This window comes from Bacillus haimaensis (assembly GCF_048270625.1).
GTDB classification, from domain to species: domain Bacteria; phylum Bacillota; class Bacilli; order Bacillales; family Bacillaceae_I; genus Sutcliffiella_A; species Sutcliffiella_A haimaensis.
In genome coordinates, this window is sequence record NZ_CP158164.1 from 3,173,654 (window position 1) to 3,193,702 (window position 20,049).

Consider the following 20,049-nt stretch of genomic DNA (forward strand, 5'->3'; position numbering starts at 1 on the left):
ACATGGGACCTTTCCCACTCATTCTTCATCACTTCTGTATTCCAATAAATCCCCTGGTTGGCAATCCAGCGCCTTGCAGATCGCCTCCAATGTTGATAAACGGACCGCTTTTGCTTTTCCGTTTTTTAATATGGAAAGGTTGGCCATTGTGATTCCGACCCTCTCCGAAAGTTCGGTTACGCTCATTTTCCTTTTAGCCAACATTACATCAATATTGATAATAATCGCCATGTTTTCACCTCAGACCGTTAAATCATTTTCAGATTTTATGTCGATCGCATTTTTCAATAGCTTTTGAAGAACAGCGGCAAAGACTGAAATGACCATGCAACCGAAGATGATGACCATTCCGATCAGTATCATACCCGGGGCATCGTCCACCTCTGCCATGAGATAGATGAGTGGCATAAATATCACATAAAAGCCACCGATGGTGATGGCGCAGTATTTGATATTCTTTAAAGCAGTGACCGAAACTTCCGAAAACGCCTCGTTTTTATCAATATAGCTTAAAAGCTTTAAAGTCTGGTACAATGCAGCGAAAAATACGATTGCTGTTATATACAATCCGATTAAAAAGGGATATTGCAAAAAGTCTAGCTTGGGATTTAATTCTGCAAAAAATCCAGCTATCTCAGGTAAAACAAATATACACAAAGCAAGAACAGGAAGTCCCATAAGAACCACAACGAACTTTAAAAAGATTGTTTCCCGTTTCATAGAATGCACCTCACCTACTTAATAATAATTTGATTTTAGCACCACATTTATCGTTTTGCAATAAATTGTTATTGAAATATGCTCCATTATTGTTGCTATTTTTAAAAAAATAATAGCAGTGTGATTATTATTTTTGGCGACTTTTTTTTGATTGCTGTTTTAGAAGCAACAGCGTTTTAAGTAGAATTATTGAGAATACGGACACCCTTTCAAAAATATGTTTAGAAAGGAAGTGCATATAAGGGAGGAATGACAATGACCGATCCTATTGTTGCCAGGTCATTAGACGAAATTAAATTTTGGACTAGGATAATGAAAGAGCACGCTTTATTTTTAAGCTTGGGATTTACTTATGAACAAAAGCAACTAATCGATGAAGCCCAACAATTTATAGCTGTGTTTGAAAGAATAGAAGAAAAGCTGTCTAAATTCACGGTTAATTCGGATCTCCGTCAAGTAAAAGCGTTTAATACCGAGGTATATCAAGCGGTAGTAGCAATATGGAGCTACAAACGGAAGGTATTGGGCTTAACGCTAAATTGCCAAATCCGTACAAACAACTTCCCTTTATTAGTTGACCATATTAGCAGAGAAGCAGCTTACTTTGCTAATCGATTAAAAGAACTGAATGAAGGGAAATTGGCCCCAACACTCGATGCAGTTATTGAAGAAAATGTATTCTTCCTAAAAATCATGGCGGATCATGCTAAGTTTATCGGACATCTTTTAGATCCTTCTGAAAGAAAATTAGTTGACCAGGCCAGAGAGTTTAGTCATGATTTTGATCAGCTTCTTTTTCAAGCGATTGATTTGGATTCAATGCGACCACAATCAGAAACAAAACCATTACTCCATCAGTTCTTAGATCAAAATAGAGTATCTGTTGCATCTTTAAGGGATTTTAAGAAAACTGCAAGAGAGCTAATAGAAGCATGCCGAATAAAGAGTAACATACATCCATTATTAGCTGATCATACTTTTAGAGAAGCTGAAAGATTTTTGGAAATCATTGATTTATTTGAATCAAGTCTTACAAGTGCATAAAATCCAACAACTGTAAACCTACTTCCCATTCTGCTCCATCATTTTCATTAAATATACAGAGCAAACCCCAAGTATAGGATTTGCTCTGTTTTTTTATTTTCTTGGTCTAACACTGTTCAGTCTTTAGGATCAAGCGCCTGATAATCCAATTGATATCTTCCGCCTTCTGCAACCTCGGAATGATATAACGCTTTTAAGGCGAAGTTCTTTTCCAGACCGTGCTGGTCCATCAGGTCTCTTAGGCGTTGCTGCAGGTGGTCATTATCCTTGATCAGCTGTTTCATTTGCGATTTCATATATTTCATAGGGAGTAACTCCTTTCAATCCAACTTCTATTCTCCCTAGTATACATGATTACATCATAAAAGGATAAAGGCACTAATCCTATATCCTGATCCTTCAAAAGAGGATCATAATGGCCCAGAAGTATCAATCGGGAGGATTGATGCTGTTTTTGTGGAATATATAGATGTATTGATAGAGATGTATTTTAGGAGTGGTGGAAGTATGAAAGTTGTCGTGGGAGCTGGCGAGTATCATAATAATCCAGGGTGGCTACATACCCAGGAACAGGAACTTAATCTATTGGATAAATCCACTTGGAGAAATAAGTTTCGCGAGAACTCCCTTTCCGCCATTTTAGCGGAACACATATGGGAGCACCTAACGTATGAAGAAGGGGTGGAGGCGGCCAAGGTCTGCTATCAATTTTTGGCCCCGAATGGCTATGTACGTTGTGCGGTTCCTGACGGTTTTTTCCCGAATGAAGAATACCAGAATATCGTGAAAATAGGTGGGCCTGGCCCCGAAAATCACCCTGCTGCAAGCCACAAAATTGTGCACAATTATAACTCCCTATCCAACATGTTCAAGGCTGCAGGTTTTGAAGTAAAACTCCTGGAATATTGCGATGAACATGGGAATTTCCATTTTCATGATTGGGACGGAAAAGATGGGGTGATATTTCGATCCAAGAAGTATGATCCCAGGAATCAAGGGGAGAGCGTAGTCTTTCCTTCTCTCATTGTGGATGCGATCAAGCTGTCTAAATAACTTTAAGATGAAGGTGAATTTGTGGAAAATACAATTCTAATAAATACCATGAAACCGGAAGATTGGAATCAAGTGCGCCAAATTTATCTTGAGGGCATCGCAACTGGGAATGCAACTTTTCAAAAAGAGGCCCCTAGCTGGGAGAATTGGGACAGGGACCACATTTCGGAATGTCGTGTTGTAGCCAGATTAGGAGATACTGTAATGGGATGGGCTGCTTTGAGTCCCGTTTCGAGCAGGTGTGTCTATAGTGGGGTCGCGGAAGTAAGCGTCTATGTGGGAAGTAAAAGTATGAACATGGGAGTCGGCAGTATGCTACTGCATGCATTGATTGAATCAAGTGAACAGCATGGATACTGGACGCTGCAATCAGGCATTTTTCCGGAGAACGTTTCCAGCATTGGCCTACATAAGAAGTTTCATTTCAGGGAAATCGGTGTTCGTGAAAAAGTTGGTAAAATGGATGGTGTGTGGCGTGATGTGGTATTGTTGGAGAGAAGAAGCAGGACTATCGGAGTCGAATGAATAATAGCGAAGGAGTCGATCACAATGGAAAAAGTTACACCATTCTTAATGTTTCAAAATGCCGATGCAGAGGAAGCGATGAATTATTACACATCTTTAATAGAGGATTCTGAGATAAAAAGTATTATTCGTTACGGAGCCAATGAATCAGGTGACGAAGGAACCGTGATGCATGCGATATTCACCTTGAAGGGCCAGGAGTTTATGTGTATTGACAGTAATGTAAAACACGCGTTTTCCTTTACTCCTTCTTTCTCCATTTTTATCACATGTGAGACGGAAGAGGAACTCGATACGCTGTTCGAGAAGCTTAGCGTGGATGGACAAGTACTTATGCCCTTAGGGGATTACGGGTTCAGTAAGAAATTCGGCTGGGTTAATGACCGTTTTGGTGTTTCATGGCAGATTAACCTTCCTCACTGATAGGAAAACAGTAAAAGCACGGATTGCGGTTCCGTGCTTTTTTTCTCGATAAGAACCTCGTATTGAGTAGTATTTTTTGAAAAAGTTCGATATAAAGCGGAATTTGTTCAATAGAAGTGTGAAAAAGTTCGATAGAAGGCAAAAAATGTTCAATAGAACCTCAAAAAAGTTCGATAGAAGCGAAAAAAAGTACGATAGACGCTGAAAACAGCGACCATCGCACCTCCCTTTCACCTTTCAAGCTGCGAGAACCTAAGGTGACCACTCTCTTTATCTAGCATTTTTAAACTTCGGACTCAATTCACTCCACACATCGAACAAATTGCCATCCAAATCATAGAAAACAAAGTTGTTACCCGCGTGGCCGCGGTCTTCCATCTCCCCGACTTCGACTCCTTTTCCTTTTAAGAACGTATGTAAGGCAGAAAGTTCTTCGAATCCATCCACTTCAAATGTCATGGAAAAATGAAGGTTCCCATGAATGTCCTCAAAACCCAATCTCTCCCCTGGCTTAGCTTTGACAAGAAAAAAGCTTTGGTCGGCAAAATCCATAATCGCCTTGTCCGCATTGCGGAAATTTTCCACTGCACCCAAAGTCTCCTGATACCAGCTCGAGGCAGTCTCCGGATCCGAAACCGGAATATAGGTCGTCCCCACTCTTTTTATCATCAAGTTATCCTCCTTGTTACCATTAAAACTCCACCACGCCTAGTGTATTGCCATCCGGATCATAGAAGTCGAAGAAACGCATTCCATCCGCCGAGTGGATTTCCCCGACGTTATAGCCGTTTTCGACCAGAAAGGTATGGAAGCCATCGACCTCCTCGATATAGAAATTGAATGGACTGTGAATGCGCTCCGGCAGCTTGTCGGTTTTGAAAATCGTTAATGCCGTTTTCACTTCTTCCCCTTCCTCATTAAAGCGGAAGCCAACATAGTTACCATCCCCGCTCCGATACACCACACGGAAAGGAAACACCTTCATGTACCACTCCTCAGACCGCTGTAGATCCGTCACAGGAACAAAAACCGAATCAATTCTCTTCACCATTTTCAATAGTATTCACCCCCTTTATTAAGTAACGAGTTTACGAGCTGAAAAGATACGAAAATCTATTAAATTTTTTCTAAGATATCAAACGTATTGCCGTCCGGGTCTGTCAGCGTAAAAATAAAGTGTTTGTCACCGCTCTTGACCTTTACTCCCCTGGATACCAATATTCGATAAGTTGAAACGATTATCTTCGGATCATCCTTTTTTAATCCGTTTAATAGACGGTTTATCAGTGAATCGATTGGCTCTCGCTTCTCAGGAGCATCCATCATCACCTTTAACGTCGTTCTCCCCCGATTCAAGGCCGCTTTGACTCCCCCGGTTGTCATCCCAAGCATCTCTGCCACCTCACCGGCGGAGAAGCTAAAATACTCCGTAAGCAAGATGGATGCCGCTTGCTTAAAAGGTAGGAGAACAGTCAGCATTTCTACAGAATCCAACAAACTGATGTCAATTGTCGATGGGGCCAAAAGCAAATCGAATTCCAGGAGATCTACCCGCTTCCTTTTTCGGATGGTATCCCGCCACTGATTGGTGGCTGCTTTAAAAAGATACCCCTTTGGATTCGGATGAGTTTCCAGGTCAGACGCTCTTTTCATCATATTCATCACGGTATCCTGGAACAGGTCATCCCCATCCCAGCGACTCCCTGTAATGGAATAGCAGTAATTTTTCAAATCACGTAATAATGGATCAATTTGAGTACTAAGTTGCATAAAATACTCCTCTATTTCGTTTTATTGATAAACCTACTTCTTCAACTCACAGTAATTTTCCTTCTTTTAAGCGGATTCATTACATCATTTACAAGCGTAACAGTGTTATGTTACACTGAATTCACATAATTAAATAATAACGGAGGAATAGCCATGGAAGAAGAATTGATCTCCAAGAAGGATTTATTGGATGAAGCCAGTATTTCCTATGGCCAATTGTATCGCTGGAAGCGGAAAGACTTGATCCCTGAAGACTGGTTTGTTCGCAAGTCCACTTATACCGGTCAGGAAACCTTTTTTCCGCGAGTAAAGATATTGGACCGTATCAATAAAATCAAACAGATGAAAACGGACGTTTCACTTGATGAGTTAGCTGAAATGTTCTCTCCTAGTGCTACACAGATCTCCCTGACTAAAGATGATTTAATCAAACGGAACATTGTTACAGAGGCTATCCTTACTCTTTACTCTGAGCAAATCAGCCAGCAGGATACATTCGATTTTAAAGCAATTTTACATCTCTACCTTGTGAATATACTGCTTCAAGAAGGGCAAATCGTGTTGGAAGAAGCGAAGCAGATTCTTCATACATTACAGGAGCATTATTCAAAAACAGATCAGACAAATGCAAAGCTGCTTGTTGTAAGAAAAATGGGGGTGGCATTTGTGCTGCTCCTCGGTTCTTCCCATGATGTTTTTGCTGATAATCATGCGAAGGTTATTGTTGATCAGCAAATGGGAGCCGTTATCGAGGAATTAAAAAACAAGCTGGTAATGGGAGGGTAACAGATGACCGCTATCACTCAAAAAAGAAACATAAGGATTTTTGGAGAAGGTACATCCACAGGTGGCATTTATAATAAAGTGAGCATCCATGGGCAAGGGCATATCCGTGGTGATCTGCAGTGTGACACGATCAAAATTTTCGGTGATTTTAAAATGAACGGCAAAGCATCCGTTGACACGTTTAAGATGTTCGGAAATAGCAAGGTCTATGACGAGATCAAAGGCAGGAACTTTAAGGTTTTCGGCAACCTTGAGTTGATAAAGAAGATGACCGGGGAGTCCTGTCATGTAAAAGGCTGGATTTCTTCCAAAGATTCAGTGGAACTCGATGCTTTATCCGTCAAAGGGGGAATGGAAATCGAAGGACTTCTAAATGTCGGGAAATTAACCGTAACATTGGCGCATAGCACAAGCCGCATCCAAGAAATCGGCGGCGAAACTATCCGTATCAAAGGCAAATGGCTAAATTTTTTCGGCGGACAAAACCGGCTTATGGTTGAAAACATCGAAGGTGACAACATCTATCTCGAACATACCACCGCAAAAGTAGTGCGGGGCACCCATGTCACCCTTGGTCCCGATTGTGATATAGAACTTGTAGAGTATCAGACTAGCTATAAATCGAATAAAACTGCAAAGGCCCACAAAGTGGTTCGATACTAAAGGAGATGACAAGATGCAAAATGCTAAAATAGAAGATTTAGTTATTAATGGAAGTGGCAGTGTTGGAGGGGGAACATTTAATAAGGTGGTCATTAATGGCAGTGGATCCATTGTCCATGACCTTGAGTGTGCGAATTTGGAATGTAATGGTGCTGGAAAAATAACTGGAAACGTACACGCCGAGAACACGACCATCAAGGGCAGTTCTACCATAACAGGTAACCTTTTATCTGAAAGAGTTCAGATCCACGGTCATGCAACTGTCAAAGGATATATCCATTTTCAGCAATTAGAAGTGAAGGGTGCTTCCACTGTAGGCGAAAGTGCAAAAGGAGAACAACTGACAATAGAAGGATCGATAGATATAGGGGAAGATTGCGAATGCGAAAGTTTTCAGGCAGAAGGCGCCTTCCAAATCCAAGGCCTTCTTAATGCTGATACAATCAGCGTTACGTTGCATGGAAAATCCTATGCAAAAGAAATCGGCGGGGAAACCATCACGGTGAAGAAAAGAAATACCCGTTCATTATTCGATAAACTAATCAACACCTTCAACAAAACCCTGCAGTCTGAGGTAATAGAAGGCGACCACATCCACCTGGAATACACCAAGGCAAAAGTCGTAAGAGGAAACTTTATCACTTTGGGCCCAGGCTGCGAGATTGATTTAGTCGAATACAAACAGGAATTCAACGCAGATAAAAATGCTGTTATTAAAGAGAAGAAGAAAATAGATTAAGTTATTAGAGGCATTATTTTGAAGCTGAAGTGAGAGTAAATGTGCAGAGAGTTACAAGGTGAGGGACACTAAATGAGGTGTCCCTCTTCTTTTAATATTTCTTCTAAAGCATTTACCACTGTTGGATCATAGTGGGTCGGTGTAAGTCTTTTTATTTCCTCCATCGCACAGGTTGCAGTATATGCCTTCCGGTAGGCCCTGTCTTCTGTCATCGCATCAAATGTATCGCTTACAGATATTATCCTGGCCTCAAGAAGAATATCATCGCCTTTTAATCCATTCGGGTATCCGCTGCCATTCAATCTTTCATGATGCTGTTCAATTATTTTGGGAATATCTTCATTATAGAATCCCTTTACCATATTCGCTCCATCTAAAGGATGCAATTTAACGATGGAATACTCTTCTTCAGTTAGTTTTCCTGGTTTATTTAATATCTCTGTTGGTATATTTATCTTCCCAATATCATGTAGATAAGAAGCGATATATAAGTTTTCGAGTTTTTCTTTTACAAGTTTCATTTTCCTCGAAATCTTTATAGAGTATTTTGATACCCTATCGCTATGCTTACTTGTATAAGGGTCTCTCTGCTCCACTTTTTCTACCATTTTCTTTAATTCCGTTACATTTTCGCTTATATGGTAGAATGTGGGCTCAGTAATGAACCACAAGTATGAAACGTCTGTTAATGCAGTGAAATGTATCGGCTCCTTCAGATTACTAGCAGAATAGTAATCATGCGGGCCAAGTGTAACCTTTTCTCCATTCAACTCACAAACTACTTCACCTTGGAGTATATAAAAAAACTCCATCACTTCTGGTGATTCACCTGGGTAGATATAAAATAAATTATCTTTGGTAATAGACTGAATCATCACTTCAGCACCATTACCTCTTGATAGTAGGCTTATATCAAAATTATCCAATTTAACCTTTTCTAAGCTAGTCCCTTTTCTGCCTATGGAAAAACCCACTCTATTCACCTCTAATATTATGAAAAAGCGAGTCGTATTAACTATTAGACTCGCTTTTACTTATCGAAAATATGTACCATTTGTCTATTTCTTTAACCCTACCACCCGAACAGGATCAATCCATACACATCGATCAGCAAAACGCACCAGTACCCAGCTGCACTCCGCTTCTACACCAAGGTCAGCAGCCTTTTTGATTGTTACAGCTGACATTTCTAATGTTTCGTCATACACTTTTGCGATAATATTATCCAGTTTCTTATTGTATTTTGCCTCTATCTCTTTGGAAAGCTCTTCTTTTTTCTTCAGATCATTTTCCAGCTTCTCGTCCTCTTCAAGCCTTTGAATATCCATCAGATATTCAGCATAAAGTTTATCCGCCTTTGTGACTCCCTTTTCAATCTTTTTCTCAATCTCGAGATTCGTCTGTTCAATCATCTCCAATGCTTTTGCAATATCTTTTTCTTCAGAGGCAAATACGGGAGATGAAATCCCTAACATTAATATTGCAGTAAAAATAAGCGACATTATCTTCTTCATGTTCCTTTCCCCCTCTTTTTTCTGGTCTCTAAAAAGGTCTATCATGAAACAGAAATATTGCTTTTGTGCAATTCGCTAAGAAGTCCCAAATTTCTTCATACTTTTACTCTATCCCCCATAATTATACAAGGACCATATGCCTAAATCTATTATTTTTTTAAATATTTTGTTTTTTTTGACAAAAATTCCAGCACAAGAAAAAACACTCCTTATCAAAGTAAAGAGTGCCTTTTCATTAAATATTCCCTAGTTCAAACTGAAATCCCCTGACGTTGTCCTTACCTTTAACATATACTTTCCGTCACCGATCTTACCTAGGATCTCGTCCTCCGCTTTTTCCTCGAATAGCATTTCTTTCAGGTTGACTGTGCCGTCACCGGAGCTTGCACGGAAGTCGAGTGACAGGGAGGTTGGTGTATCGCGGAAGGAGACTTTTACATCTCCACTTGTCGCTTCTGCATGGATATTGCCCAGCACTTCGTTGTTATCGATCGTGATGTCCCCGGATGAAGCCTCCAAATTCAGGTCACCTGCCGCATCATAGACGGTAATATCCCCGGAGGATGTATCAACGGAAATCTCTCCTTCCACCCCATCGAGTCTAATGTCTCCGCTGCTGGCTGACACAGTGAACTTTTCTGCCTTCACGTTAGTCAGACGCATGTCTCCGCTGCTGGCATCCAGTTCATAAACGGATCCCACAGTAACGTCCTCAGCACGGATATCACCTGAGCTCACTTCAGTAAGCATCTCCTTGGCCCGAATTCCTTTGATGTCAAAATCCCCTGACGACGCATAGAGTCTAATAGATTCATACTCTTTTTCCGGAAGCTCGATAACCATCTGCAGGTTGATCATGATGGCGCCGAAGCGGAAATTCGGCTCCTCGATTTCCACCTTCAACGTCTCTCCACTTTCTTTCACTTTCAGCTTAAAATCATCCTTATAACGCTCACTCACTTCTCCGGCAAGCTCCACATTTATTTCCTCATCCGTTGTCGGTACCACTTTTACATCAATGGAGGACACATCGACCTCCACCTTCTTGATCCCATCCCCCTTTACTGATTTGGCATCCTGAAAGCCAACCGTCTTAAACGAAAAAACATCCGTAAACTGCCCAGCAGCAACCGTTGCCCCGACTACGATCAGGATTAGGATTAATAGGACTGTTCCCACTTTTTTCACGCTTCATCCCCTCTTTTTCTATCTATTGTTATGATGGCAAGATAAAGCATTGTCCGACTACCACTGTCGGATAACAGTTTTGTAAGTATCTATGTACTTCCAATGAATATCTTACTTCTTCTTTAATAATAACAAATATATATGGCTATGAAGTTAAATATTGTAAATTTTTTAACAATTTTCTTTTTACACTTTATTTTAGTCTTACGGAACAAACGCTCTTCTAATTCATTAAATCCTTTCAAACTTATTTCTCGTTACAATAAAATGTGAAATAAGATAGATAATAAAATAAATAAAAAACGAGTAAATATACTCCCAGTTAGGATACACATAATATCCAAGCCATAAGAAAAGAGGTTCTGCAATAAATGCAATGATTGCAGCATACACTAGTCCTTTTATAAAAGGGTTTATACTTGGTTTGAATTGTAGAAAAAACATAGTTGTTACTGGCAATAAACTGAAATCCCATGGCTTAAAGGAAGGCGTAAACGGGATTAGCTCATATTTGTAGTACCACCACCCTAATTGGGTACCCATACTGTCTAGCCAAAGTGAAATAAAAATAGTGAAAAATCCTACAAATAAAAGGCGATGGGTGCTTTCTTTTTTTCTGTATACCAACCAAATAATCCAAGGAATCAGTGTTAAACCTAGTAACAACCACCATCTCCAAGTGAAAACCACATAATCAGCCCATGCTTCAATATGCAAGTCAGAGGATTTTTCCAATAGTTGATATACTTTTCTTGCTCCTTCTGAGACCTTTTCATCTACAGTCATTTTTTCTCCTCACTTATATCTGTACTTTTTCTTTCCAACTTTAAAATCCATTTATAATACGTTAAAAGAATAACAAATAAAATGGGATCGATAATAACTGAATGCCATATCGTCCACCAACCATAATTGAAATATCCGATGGGTTCAGGCAAAAGTGTCAACATTTCATATGCGAGTATACCTATCACCCAATAAATAATGTATTTTATTTGTTTGCTTAACGAGTTATTAAAAGGATAAAAGTTTAAAAATATGATGTTTACTGGAGGGACTAGAATTGTAGTAGCAGGTAACTCCCACCATTCCACTGCCTTTGTAAAATACCAATAGCCATGTAATTTATAATCAATATAAACATCAAAGCAGGTTTGAAAGGCTATCGTAAACATCCATATATGAGCAATGTGATTGCCTTTCAAACTTTTATTGAATTTAAATGCAGTGAGATTGAAGATGATAATTGAAAGAACGAGTCCTATCATAATAATTCCTTTTTATTTTTTATTATGCACAAAACTGCTGAAAAAAATGAGTTGATAGATTGCTGTAGTAATTTGCCTTTCTGTTTCATCGCTGCTTAAAAGACAACGTTCTCTTATAAATAATGGCAAATAAAAAAAAGAAGTCCAAATCACTGACTCCATGATTTAGACTTCTACTATTAAACTAATTATTTAATAACAAACCTGGTTACGACCCGAATGCTTCGCTTTATACAGGCAATCATCCGCACTTTTAATAATGTTTTCCGTGTTGACATTTGTTTCCGGATAAGTTGCAGCACCTATGGAAACGGTGATGTGGATATGTTCATCTGCTGAAATTGAAAAAGGATGTATTTCCACGGCAAGACGGATTCTTTCCCCTTTTTCGATTGCCTGATGTTTCGGGCAATCTGGCAGGATAACGGAAAACTCCTCGCCTCCATTTCTAGATACCAAGTCGAACGATCTGGTGTTTCGCTTTAGTACTTCCCCGAGTTCCCTTAATACCATATCTCCCACTGGATGACCGTATGTATCATTCACCTTTTTAAAATGGTCGATGTCAATCAGAAGCAACGAAAGCCGTTCTTTTTTCTCTTCGGCATGAATCACCATCTGATTCCACACTTCATCAAACTGACGAACATTATTCAGGCCTGTCAGAAAGTCTGTGTTTGATTCTTTTTCATACTTTTCCAATAGGGATTGAGATTTCCTTAAGTATTTTACTGCGTATATGGAAGAAAATCCGCCAATGATCGAAATAATCCAGTAAACAGGAATTAACCCAAGCAATATCCCGCTATCTTGGATGAGCAGTATTAAAAAGAAAGAAAACGCGATATTGGCAAATACAATCATCATAATCGCCTTTTTCATCAACATTCTTGCAGTATCCTTGTTTTTCAGAATAAGAAGGAATCCGATAAAAATGGCCAGCATTAAAAGCAATGCCGAGATGGATGAAACATTCCAACCAAATAAAAACCTTCCAGCAATAATGAGAACAGTACTGATAAATCCAGGAAATGCACCAATGAATAGCATGGTTAGCATGACAGGCAAATACCGCAGATCGATGATGGTTTCATCTGTGATTTGAATAGAGAAATACATGAGTATATTTCCAAGCAGCCCTCCAGCAATACCATCCACCAGGCTCAGTTTTTTAGGTTCCCAATTATCCAGATAGGTATTCCATCTGATTTGAAGATATATGAATAGCAGTGCAATTAAAATACATAAGTTAATAAAAAGATCTGACAAAAACATTTGTAATATTCCCCTTCAGGTTGCTTCTTTCCCATTAAACCAGTGACTAGGGCTGTGCATCCGGCCGATTTCACTACCTTTTATCATATAATTTTTGTCAGATATTTGATAGGGGAAAATAAAAACTCTTTCCCAATATGAAAAGGAGTCTATTATTACATGGAAATTCCGTTCTTAGTCAGTTCCTCCATACTAGGCAGTGCAGTGATCGCTCCTACTTTCGTACATACAAAAGCCCCAACTTTGTTGCTGAAAACGACCATCTCTTTCAGCTTTCCGAAGTCTTCCATGATGCTTTTCGGGTTTGGTACCATACCAAATCTATAAAGCATAGATCCCACAAAGGCGTCACCTGCTCCGGTAGAGTCAATCGATTTCACTTCCATACTCGGTATGATATCGGACTGTTGTCCATTCGATAAGAATGTTCCTTCTTTTCCTAATGTAACTGCAACGATTTTCGTCCCCAGCTCATGCAAGACGGAAGCTCCATTCTGCAGATCCTTAGTACCGGTGATGATTTCCATTTCTTCTTCACTTACTTTTACAAAATCGGCTAACATAATCCCTTTTTGCGCAAGTTGCACAAAGTTCGATACCTGGCCGCTCCATAGATCTCTTCTAAAGTTTGGGTCAAAGGATACGAATTTCCCCGTTTCCTTTCCAGACTTCATCATATTAAAATAAGTGGTTTGAAATGGGTCTTCCAGCAATGCCGTAGCAGATCCAAAATGGAGGATTGAGCATTCCTCTAACTTGCTTTGATCTATCTCTCTATCCATCAGATAGGCATCGGCACCACGATTAAAAGTAAAGTCCCTTTCTCCATTTGCCTTTAATGAAACAAAAGCCAATGTCGTAGGATGCTTGTCATCCAATACAAGCATGGAAGTATCCACTTTTGACTGCTCTAAGGTTTGTTTCAAAAAGTGTCCAAAGGGGTCATTCCCGACTTTGCCACAGAACATGGCATTTCCGCCTAATTTTACAGCGGTTGCGCAGACATTTGCCGGCGCTCCCCCTGCCTGCTTCTCGAAATGCTTTCCATCTACTAGGTCAATATTTACTTCGGTACAGAAAAAGTCGATCAGTAATTCTCCGATGCAAAAAATGGATCCGCTCAATGTTGGATCACCGTCCTTTTAGTGATAGTAAATTTTAAGGTGGTAAAGGGTAAGAAACAGGGCAGAAACCGCAAAAAAGCAACCTATTCAAACAAGTTTCCGCCCCTGCTCGGTATATATTGATGTTGCCTGTTTGAATAGGATTATTATATGCCTATTCTAACAGATTCGAGTAACATTCTAACAGCTTAGCTGATCATACTAACAGATTTCACAATCATTCTAACAGCTTCGTCCATCATTCTAACAAATCCAGTTTTCGACTAATCTCTCCCCAGACTGCCAGTATCGAATAGCAGTACGATTACCGAATACCTTATGCCCCCCAAATAGACTTCATTTCCGTCAATTTCAAACTTTCAATTTTTACAGTACCATCCTCAGCAAATAGCTGAAGCTCCTGATACGCTTCCTTTGGAAACACGAGGCTAGTAAATGCAGCTTCCCCGTCGTTCGCAAACACTTCGATGGTCGATGCATCGAGAAAGATTTGCAGCTTGACTTTGCTGCCCACCGCGTTGACCTTCGCCTCCTGGACAGCTGCAAATGAATCGGAAAAACTGTTGTCCCCGGCATGCGTCCGGTCCACTGCCAAGATTTCCTTGCCTACATCATAGCTGACTACCAGCTTTTCGCCGTTAGCGTTTCGAAGAATAATTCCAAACACCGAAGCATCCTGCACTTCAAATTCCGCCACTATTTCCAAACTATCACTCACTAGGTCATAGATAGATCCATGGGCTTCCACAATCAAATTTTCGTAGATATCAGTTTTATTTCGCAGCACCTTCACTTCCTCAACAGGCTTCTGAACGAGACGGACGCCTTCCTCACAGGACACCAGTGACAGCTCCCGTGGCAGTGTCATCGCACTTCTCCAGCCTTTTGTTGGAACCAGATTCGCATAGCGCCAGTTGCTCATCCAGCCGATATAGATCCTTCTGCCATCAGTTGAGGGAATATCCGACCAGCTTACTCCCGCATAATTATCTCTTCCATAATCAAGCCAAAGTATGGTCTCATCGGAATTATCGTTCACGAAAACAGAGCCATCGAATTCCCCGACAAAGTATTGGGTTCTGGAGCCTTCCTTGAAATCGTGGTTATCTCCGATGCTTACAAGGAGGACCCATTTCTGGCGGTGCTCATCACCATCCACTGGCAGTCTGAAAAGGTCTGGACATTCCCAGACTCCGGCATGTGAACCTGCTGTATTTCCAAATTCACTGGCAAACTCCCAATCTATAAGATTCGGGGAAGTATAAAACATCAGGGATTGCCCGGTGGCTAATACCATCACCCATTTATCTGTTTCCTCATGCCAAAAGACTTTCGGATCTCGGTAATCGGTAATGTTTTCATCGGATAAGACAGGGTTTCCCTCATACTTGATCCACGTTCTTCCGGAGTCCTTGCTGTAGGCGATGCTTTGACGTTGGCGTGGACGCTCGGAATCAGGATAGGTTCCAGCACTTGTATAGATGGCAACCAATCCCGGTTCATCTGGAAAGAAGCCGGTTGTATTGTTCCAGTCCACCACGGCACTACCGGAGAAAATCGCGCCATGTTCATCTGGTTCCAAGGCAATAGGCTGATGCTCCCAATGAACCAGGTCCTTACTGATGGCATGGCCCCAGTGCATTGGTCCCCACGTCGTTCCAAAAGGGTGGTGCTGATAGAAAAGGTGATACTCCCCGTTAAAATACACCATGCCGTTCGGATCGTTCAACCAATTCTTTGCTGGTGAAAAGTGATATTGTGGGCGATGCTTTTCTTGATATGTCACCTTCATTATAATTTCCTCCTTTATTAAGGCAGCGTATTGAAAAAGGCTGTACCTGCCAAACTCTGTACAGCCTTCCCTATTTTTCAAACTCTATTATTCTTGGTTTCGGTCATAACCTGCCTGTTTGATTTCAAGCCATTCGGATAACCCGTAGCGTTCTAATTCCGCTAAATATTCTTCCCATTCCGCTTCCACATTGCCATTGGTGATCCATTCGGCTTTCTTTCTGTGGACGTATGGAATGAGGTCCGCTTCAATTTTGGAGAGGCGATCCAGCTCATCAAGCGAGAAGAATACTCTCGGATAAATATTCTCCGCCTTCATGTCTGGAACCATCACATCTTTCATTAATCCAAGTCTCCATGCTGCATCGTCTGGCTTCGTTGTAACATTGCCATAATACTCATCCAAAATAGCCAGCGGTCCGCCGATGGATGTTTTCTCCCTTAATTCTACAGGAGCCGTCCCATTCAGTGGAAGGTGTTTGAGCATATTTGCACTTTCATCCATTTCAAAGATGTTCTGCTGCTTGTCGTCGCCATACGTCCCCCAGTTGTTCTGGACGGATTGGTGCGGGTCATACAGCTGGTCGATCCATTTTGCTGTGAGCTCGAGATTTTTGTTGGCGCTGGTGATGACCATTCTTCCTCTGTCAAAGCCCATGCCGTTCGTTCTCGCCACATTTTTATGGCCGTCCGGACCTGCAAGTGCAGGCATCAGGTCATACTTATCATTCATCCCGGTAATGTTCGCCTTATCCCAAGTGAAGTATAGTCCATATCGCTCTTCTTTCCCTTTCGCCAGGTACGTGTTCCAGTCCTGTTCAAACGCTTCAATATCGATCAAACCTTCATTATAAAGCTCGTTGAAGAATTTGATTCCTTCCTTATAACCTTCTTGTGCAGAGGTGAAAATCACTTCCCCTCATTGCTTACCACGGTATGATCCCAGTTGTCACCTAATCCGAATGATCCGAATAGGAAGGAAAGGTCCTGCCCGCCATCATTGATGATCAGGGACATCGGGATTTCGTCTGCTTCACCGTTGCCGTTTGGATCCTGTGTTTTAAAAGCGATTAGAACCTCTTTTAATTCTTCGGTTGTTGTCGGCATTTCCAAGCCTAGCTTATCGAGCCACTCCACATTGATCCAAGGGAAGCAGTCTACAGAGTGGATACTCTCCTTCCCAGCACCTAGCTCCTCAATCCATGGGAAGGAATAGATATGCCCGTCTGGTGCGGTCATCATCGCTTTGTATTCCGGCGCTGCCTCCAGCACTTTTTGCAGATTTGGCATGTGGTTTTCAATCAGTTCCTCAACCGGGACGATTGCCCCGTCCTTTGCCAGCTTCAACAATTCATAGTCACTATAGCTGGCATTCAGGATGGCATCCGGAAGCTCACCGCTTGCGATGGCCAGGTTTCTCTTTTCGATGAAAGTATCATGTGTGTAGTTCTTCCATTCGATGTCGACTCCTGTTTGCTCGGCCAAACGCTGATAGATAAGCTTTTCGTTTGGATCGGTAGGTGCCATTGGAGAGCTGTTTGTCATAAACTTCAGGCTTACTTTTTCTTCTAAAGGAAAGGATACGTCGGATAGCTTATAGTCCTCCGAAGCAGCATTTCCACTGCTTTTGTTGCTGCAGCCTGTTGCAATCAACATTCCCGAAAGCAATACCGCAGACATTGTTTTCACCGTTTTTCTCATCATTAACCCCTCACTCTGCTTGTTTTATTTTAAGGTTGTTTTCGCATTCAATGTTGCTATTTAAATTAAATGTACATATCAAATGTAGCCCGTTGATTTCCGCTCCGGACACTTGCTTTCCGCGGGGACGGATGGGAGCCTCCTCGGCTTCGCCTGTGGGGTCTCCCATGCCCTCTACTCTCCCGCAGGAGTCAAGTTTCCTCCGCTACAATCAACTCACGAGTTAAACATTATTTGCTATTAGGAAGATTAGGAAGAGCTTAAAAACCAACTATATTCGCTATTGAATTGAAATATTGTGATAAAAAGATAAAATGTAATATTTGTAGATTTAGTAAGGGACATTTTTCACTATGAGTCGCCCCTGTTGGTTGGAGTGCAAGGTGTGAGACTCCTGCGGGAGCAGCGTGTCAAGGGAGACCCCGCAGGTGCGCAGCACCGAGGAGGCTCCCGAGGCCGCCTTAGGATAAGCGAACGCCTGGAACGAAGACCAACAGGGTGTTTAATGTTGACATCTTATCTTTAGTTCAGCCCAATTCTTATAGCAACAAACTTTACGAAAAGAGCCTATTTTAAAGACCCAACCATCACGCCTTTTTCGAAATATTTCTGAAAGAATGGATACATGATCATCAATGGCAAGCTGGCAATGACAATCGAGGAATACTTGATCATTTCTGATATCTTCTGAAGCTCGGCTCTTGCCAGCTGATCGCCGATCATGCCAGGCTGTACTTCGTTCTGGATCAGAATCGACCTGAGCACCAGCTGCAATGGATACAGCTCGCGGTCCTCAAGATAAATCATGGCATCAAAGTAGGCATTCCACTGACCGATGAATGCATATAAAGCGAGTACAAAGATGATTGGCTTGGACAGAGGGAAAACGATTTTCAAGAAAATCTTGAACTCCGATGCCCCGTCAATTCTTGCCGCTTCCTTCAGTTCTTTCGGAATGGCCTTGAAATAGGTTCGTGCGAGAATGATGAACCAGACATTGATGGCATTTGGAATAATGATGGCCCAGACTGTATTCAGCATCCCAAGGTCCCGTACCACCAGATAGGTCGGAATCAATCCACCGTTAAAGAACATTGTAATAATGAAGAAAACCATGATCGCTTTCTTTCCGACGAGGTCATCCGTCGATAGCGTGTAGCCAGCCAGTATGCAGACCAGGACGGTGACAATCGTGAATCCGGTTGAGTACAGAATCGAGTTGATGAAGCCTCTTACAATCGTTCCATCGGAAAAAATCCTTTTATACCCCTCAAGCGTCCAGTCGGAAGCTTGGAGTGAAAGCCCCTTCCTGAGTATAACGTTCGGCTCTAAAAAGGAAGCCAGTAGTACATATAAAAGAGGAAGCAGAACGATCATCACCACCATACTGAGCAGTACTTTATTTATCAGTAGCAGCATTCGGTCACTTCTTGCGTTGTTCATCTATTGACCTCCTTTCTATAAAAGTCCTTCACCTTCATTCAATTTTTTCACCACTTTATTGACAAAAATGAGTAGTGCTACATTAATGATGGCGTTAAACAGACCCACCGCTGTTGCAAAAGAATAGTCGCCTGCCTGCAATCCCCGCTTATAAACATAGGTTGGGATGATCTCTGATGACGGGATGTTCATGGCAGTTTGTAGCAGGTAGGCTTTCTCAAATCCGATCGCCATGATTCCACCGGCAGCGAGAATAAATAGGACCGCCATAACCGGTTTTAACGTCGGCAGATCGATATGCCAGATCCGCTGAAGGAGTGATGCCCCGTCCACCGTTGCAGCGTCATGCAGCTGCGGATCGACATTGGCCAATGCTGCAATATAGATGATTGACGCCCAGCCCGCTCCCTGCCAGACACCGGACCAGATATAAATCGAACGGAACGAATCAGGATCTGACATGAACGATACTGGTTGATCCATGAAAATCGTCAGAATCGCATTGATCGGTCCAGTTGGGGAAAGAAAGAGAAACACCATCCCCGAAATGACAACCACAGAAATGAAATGTGGTGCATAAAGGACCAGTTGAATGTTTTTCTTGAACTTTGCCCTCCTCACCTGATTCAGCATCAGAGCCAAAATAATCGGGATCGGAAAGCCTATCAGGAGCTCAAAGGAACTCAGTTTGAGCGTATTCATGAAAATTTCCATGAAATTCGGTGAGGTGAGAAAGCTGGTAAAATGCTTCAGACCAACCCACTCGCTTCCCAAGATTCCTTTGATCGGACTGAAATCCTTGAATGCAATGGTTGCTCCGTACATCGGGATGTACTTAAAGATGATGGTTAGAATAATAGCTGGGGCGATGAGCAGGTAAAGGATATAGTTCTTTTTCATGTAGTTCAGCTTCTTCGCCATTTTACTTTCCATTTTGATTTTCGTGGCAGTATCTTTCTCAGCCTTCACTATTTCCTGCAATGCTGGCAACCTCCTTTTGTAAGATTTCTTCTCAACAAATA

At 41.5% G+C, this 20,049-nt stretch carries 23 protein-coding genes and 1 pseudogene; 7 read left to right on the forward strand and 17 right to left on the reverse strand.

What is annotated here, in order from left to right:
• Positions 1 to 18: 18 nt before the first annotated feature.
• A complete protein-coding gene (locus tag ABN702_RS16205; RefSeq protein ID WP_193533972.1) occupies positions 19 to 231 on the reverse strand; it encodes a helix-turn-helix domain-containing protein in 213 nt (70 codons plus the stop codon).
• Between the two features lie 9 nt (positions 232 to 240).
• Positions 241 to 720, reverse strand: a complete 480-nt coding sequence (locus tag ABN702_RS16210) for a DUF2975 domain-containing protein (RefSeq protein ID WP_417897809.1) — start codon at positions 718 to 720, stop codon at positions 241 to 243.
• Positions 721 to 975: 255 nt separating this feature from the next.
• Between ABN702_RS16210 and ABN702_RS16215 the strand changes: the two genes are divergently transcribed.
• Complete coding sequence (locus ABN702_RS16215) at positions 976 to 1,764, forward strand: DUF2935 domain-containing protein (protein ID WP_417897810.1); 789 nt, start codon at positions 976 to 978, stop codon at positions 1,762 to 1,764.
• A gap of 116 nt (positions 1,765 to 1,880) precedes the next feature.
• On the opposite strand, the gene ABN702_RS16220 is transcribed toward ABN702_RS16215, so the two are convergent.
• On the reverse strand, positions 1,881 to 2,069 hold the full coding sequence (locus ABN702_RS16220; RefSeq protein WP_224841705.1) for a hypothetical protein: 189 nt from the start codon (positions 2,067 to 2,069) through the stop codon (positions 1,881 to 1,883).
• A 202-nt stretch (positions 2,070 to 2,271) separates the two neighbouring features.
• Between ABN702_RS16220 and ABN702_RS16225 the strand changes: the two genes are divergently transcribed.
• Genes ABN702_RS16225 through ABN702_RS16235 form a run of 3 tightly spaced genes read left to right on the forward strand, consistent with a single transcriptional unit; the run spans position 2,272 to position 3,765 of the window.
• Positions 2,272 to 2,817, forward strand: a complete 546-nt coding sequence (locus ABN702_RS16225) for a class I SAM-dependent methyltransferase (protein WP_417897811.1) — start codon at positions 2,272 to 2,274, stop codon at positions 2,815 to 2,817.
• Between the two features lie 21 nt (positions 2,818 to 2,838).
• Entirely contained in the window at positions 2,839 to 3,342 is a 504-nt protein-coding gene (locus tag ABN702_RS16230) for a GNAT family N-acetyltransferase (RefSeq protein WP_417897812.1), read from the forward strand.
• A 24-nt stretch (positions 3,343 to 3,366) separates the two neighbouring features.
• Positions 3,367 to 3,765 (forward strand): VOC family protein, encoded by a 399-nt coding sequence (locus ABN702_RS16235; RefSeq protein WP_417897813.1) that lies wholly within the window; start codon positions 3,367 to 3,369, stop codon positions 3,763 to 3,765.
• Between the two features lie 270 nt (positions 3,766 to 4,035).
• On the opposite strand, the gene ABN702_RS16240 is transcribed toward ABN702_RS16235, so the two are convergent.
• The 3 genes from ABN702_RS16240 to ABN702_RS16250 form a co-directional block, all read right to left on the reverse strand.
• On the reverse strand, positions 4,036 to 4,434 hold the full coding sequence (locus tag ABN702_RS16240) for a VOC family protein (protein ID WP_417897814.1): 399 nt from the start codon (positions 4,432 to 4,434) through the stop codon (positions 4,036 to 4,038).
• A gap of 22 nt (positions 4,435 to 4,456) precedes the next feature.
• A complete protein-coding gene (locus tag ABN702_RS16245; protein WP_417900938.1) occupies positions 4,457 to 4,816 on the reverse strand; it encodes a VOC family protein in 360 nt (119 codons plus the stop codon).
• A gap of 65 nt (positions 4,817 to 4,881) precedes the next feature.
• On the reverse strand, positions 4,882 to 5,535 hold the full coding sequence (locus ABN702_RS16250) for an RNA polymerase sigma factor (protein WP_417897815.1): 654 nt from the start codon (positions 5,533 to 5,535) through the stop codon (positions 4,882 to 4,884).
• Positions 5,536 to 5,688: 153 nt separating this feature from the next.
• On the opposite strand from ABN702_RS16250, the gene ABN702_RS16255 reads away from it, so the two are divergent.
• The 3 genes from ABN702_RS16255 to ABN702_RS16265 are packed head-to-tail and all read left to right on the forward strand — an operon-like array spanning position 5,689 to position 7,723.
• Positions 5,689 to 6,321: a YhbD family protein gene (locus ABN702_RS16255; RefSeq protein WP_417897816.1), complete on the forward strand. Its 633-nt coding sequence runs from the start codon at positions 5,689 to 5,691 to the stop codon at positions 6,319 to 6,321.
• Positions 6,322 to 6,324: 3 nt separating this feature from the next.
• A complete protein-coding gene (locus ABN702_RS16260) occupies positions 6,325 to 6,984 on the forward strand; it encodes a hypothetical protein (protein WP_417897817.1) in 660 nt (219 codons plus the stop codon).
• 13 nt (positions 6,985 to 6,997) lie between these two features.
• Positions 6,998 to 7,723 carry a polymer-forming cytoskeletal protein gene (locus tag ABN702_RS16265; protein WP_417897818.1) on the forward strand — a complete coding sequence of 242 codons (726 nt, stop codon included), beginning with the start codon at positions 6,998 to 7,000 and terminating at the stop codon, positions 7,721 to 7,723.
• A 68-nt stretch (positions 7,724 to 7,791) separates the two neighbouring features.
• Here the strand turns inward: ABN702_RS16265 and ABN702_RS16270 are convergent, their stop codons facing one another.
• From ABN702_RS16270 to ABN702_RS16320, 11 genes and pseudogenes are all read right to left on the reverse strand, one after another.
• On the reverse strand, positions 7,792 to 8,697 hold the full coding sequence (locus ABN702_RS16270; RefSeq protein WP_417897819.1) for an HD domain-containing phosphohydrolase: 906 nt from the start codon (positions 8,695 to 8,697) through the stop codon (positions 7,792 to 7,794).
• An 84-nt stretch (positions 8,698 to 8,781) separates the two neighbouring features.
• Positions 8,782 to 9,237: a hypothetical protein gene (locus tag ABN702_RS16275; RefSeq protein WP_417897820.1), complete on the reverse strand. Its 456-nt coding sequence runs from the start codon at positions 9,235 to 9,237 to the stop codon at positions 8,782 to 8,784.
• 246 nt (positions 9,238 to 9,483) lie between these two features.
• A complete protein-coding gene (locus ABN702_RS16280; protein WP_417897821.1) occupies positions 9,484 to 10,425 on the reverse strand; it encodes a DUF4097 family beta strand repeat-containing protein in 942 nt (313 codons plus the stop codon).
• 231 nt (positions 10,426 to 10,656) lie between these two features.
• Positions 10,657 to 11,211, reverse strand: a complete 555-nt coding sequence (locus ABN702_RS16285) for a CBO0543 family protein (protein WP_417897822.1) — start codon at positions 11,209 to 11,211, stop codon at positions 10,657 to 10,659.
• Entirely contained in the window at positions 11,208 to 11,693 is a 486-nt protein-coding gene (locus ABN702_RS16290; protein WP_417897823.1) for a hypothetical protein, read from the reverse strand. Before ABN702_RS16290 ends, ABN702_RS16285 begins: the two co-directional genes overlap by 4 nt.
• Before the next feature lie 192 nt (positions 11,694 to 11,885).
• Positions 11,886 to 12,968: a diguanylate cyclase gene (locus ABN702_RS16295; protein ID WP_417897824.1), complete on the reverse strand. Its 1,083-nt coding sequence runs from the start codon at positions 12,966 to 12,968 to the stop codon at positions 11,886 to 11,888.
• Positions 12,969 to 13,123: 155 nt separating this feature from the next.
• The gene (locus ABN702_RS16300) at positions 13,124 to 14,092 is read right to left on the reverse strand and encodes a carbohydrate kinase family protein (protein WP_417897825.1); all 969 of its coding nucleotides are present in this window, start codon (positions 14,090 to 14,092) and stop codon (positions 13,124 to 13,126) included.
• Between the two features lie 316 nt (positions 14,093 to 14,408).
• A complete protein-coding gene (locus ABN702_RS16305) occupies positions 14,409 to 15,884 on the reverse strand; it encodes a glycoside hydrolase family 32 protein (RefSeq protein WP_417897826.1) in 1,476 nt (491 codons plus the stop codon).
• Positions 15,885 to 15,971: 87 nt separating this feature from the next.
• Positions 15,972 to 17,584, reverse strand: a pseudogene (locus tag ABN702_RS16310) (ABC transporter substrate-binding protein).
• Between the two features lie 567 nt (positions 17,585 to 18,151).
• Complete coding sequence (locus tag ABN702_RS16315; protein WP_417897827.1) at positions 18,152 to 19,027, reverse strand: carbohydrate ABC transporter permease; 876 nt, start codon at positions 19,025 to 19,027, stop codon at positions 18,152 to 18,154.
• Between the two features lie 15 nt (positions 19,028 to 19,042).
• Positions 19,043 to 19,960: an ABC transporter permease gene (locus tag ABN702_RS16320; RefSeq protein ID WP_417900939.1), complete on the reverse strand. Its 918-nt coding sequence runs from the start codon at positions 19,958 to 19,960 to the stop codon at positions 19,043 to 19,045.
• Between the last annotated feature and the right edge of the window lie 89 nt (positions 19,961 to 20,049).